General features: G+C 57.2%; 3 protein-coding genes. All 3 read left to right on the top strand.

Annotated features, from left to right (window positions below; genetic code table 11):
* Window positions 1-92: 92 nt before the first annotated feature.
* Window positions 93-473: an IS66-like element accessory protein TnpA gene (gene tnpA, locus JJB97_RS18005; protein ID WP_238715446.1), complete on the top strand. Its 381-nt coding sequence runs from the start codon at window positions 93-95 to the stop codon at window positions 471-473.
* The gene (tnpB, locus tag JJB97_RS18010) at window positions 470-817 is read left to right on the top strand and encodes an IS66 family insertion sequence element accessory protein TnpB (RefSeq protein ID WP_000612626.1); all 348 of its coding nucleotides are present in this window, start codon (window positions 470-472) and stop codon (window positions 815-817) included. Before tnpA ends, tnpB begins: the two co-directional genes overlap by 4 nt.
* Before the next feature lie 49 nt (window positions 818-866).
* A partial coding sequence (locus tag JJB97_RS18015; protein WP_238715447.1) for a transposase occupies window positions 867-1,390 on the top strand: 524 nt, incomplete at its 3' end.

Below are 1,390 nucleotides of genomic sequence, written 5' to 3' on the forward strand. Positions count from 1 at the left end.
GTAAGCGTCCAGCGAAAGCCGTCTGGTCATAATCTGAAGCATCCGACAAAGTGGTGTCCACCAAATAAGTAGTGGGAACCAAAGTGTCAGATATGCAGAAAAATATGACTCCCGGCAGGCGTAAAGGCTGCCCTAATTATTCTACTGAGTTTAAGCAGCAGCTCGTTGCTGCCTCCTGCGAACCCGGGATATCCATCTCAAAACTGGCGCTCGAAAATGGCATCAACGCCAATCTGTTGTTTAAATGGCGCCAACAATGGCGCGAGGGAAAGCTGCTATTACCTTCTTCAGAGAGCCCTCAACTACTTCCTGTGACTCTCGATGCTGCTGCCGTACAGCCAGAATCGCCCGCAGAGGACCCGGAAACCCTCAGTATCAGCTGTGAGGTAACGTTCCGGCACGGGACGCTCCGCCTCAACGGCACTGTCAGCGAAAAGCTCCTGACTCTGCTGATACAGGAACTGAAGCGATGATCCCGTTACCTTCCGGGACCAAAATCTGGCTGGTTGCCGGTATCACCGACATGCGCAACGGCTTCAACGGGCTGGCTGCAAAAGTGCAGACGACGCTGAAAGACGATCCGATGTCAGGTCATGTTTTTATCTTCCGCGGGCGTAATGGCAGTCAGGTAAAGCTCCTCTGGTCTACCGGCGACGGGCTGTGTCTGCTGACCAAACGGCTTGAGCGCGGCCGCTTCGCCTGGCCCTCGGCCCGTGATGGCAAAGTGTTCCTGACCCCGGCGCAGCTGGCAATGCTCCTGGAAGGCATCGACTGGCGGCAGCCGAAGCGGCTGCTGACCTCCCTGACCATGCTGTAGGCCTCTTTATCCTGGTTGTCGCAGAATAAGCCTGGTAAAATACGGGCTTATGAGCGACACCTCTTCTGACGACATCCTTCTGCTGAAACAGCGCCTGGCTGAACAGGAAGCGCTGATCCACGCCCTGCAGGAAAAGCTGAGCAACCGGGAGCGTGAAATAGACCATCTGCAGGCGCAGCTGGATAAACTACGCCGGATGAACTTCGGCAGTCGTTCCGAAAAAGTCTCCCGCCGTATCGCACAAATGGAAGCCGATCTGAACCGGCTGCAGAAAGAGAGCGATACGCTGACCGGTCGGGTGGATGACCCGGCAGTACAGCGCGCGTTGCGTCAGACCCGCACCCGCAAACCGTTCCCCGAATCTCTCCCTCGTGACGAAAAACGGCTGCTACCTGCGGAGCCATGCTGCCCGGACTGTGGCGGTGCGCTGAGATACCTGGGTGAAGATGCAGCCGAACAGCTGGAGCTGATGCGCAGCGCCTTCCGGGTTATCCGCACGGTGCGGGAAAAACATGCCTGCACAAAATGCGACGCTATAGTGCAGGCTCCCGCGCCTTCACGCCCCATCGAGCG

Source organism: Tenebrionibacter intestinalis, from assembly GCF_016632365.1.
GTDB lineage: Bacteria > Pseudomonadota > Gammaproteobacteria > Enterobacterales > Enterobacteriaceae > Tenebrionibacter > Tenebrionibacter intestinalis.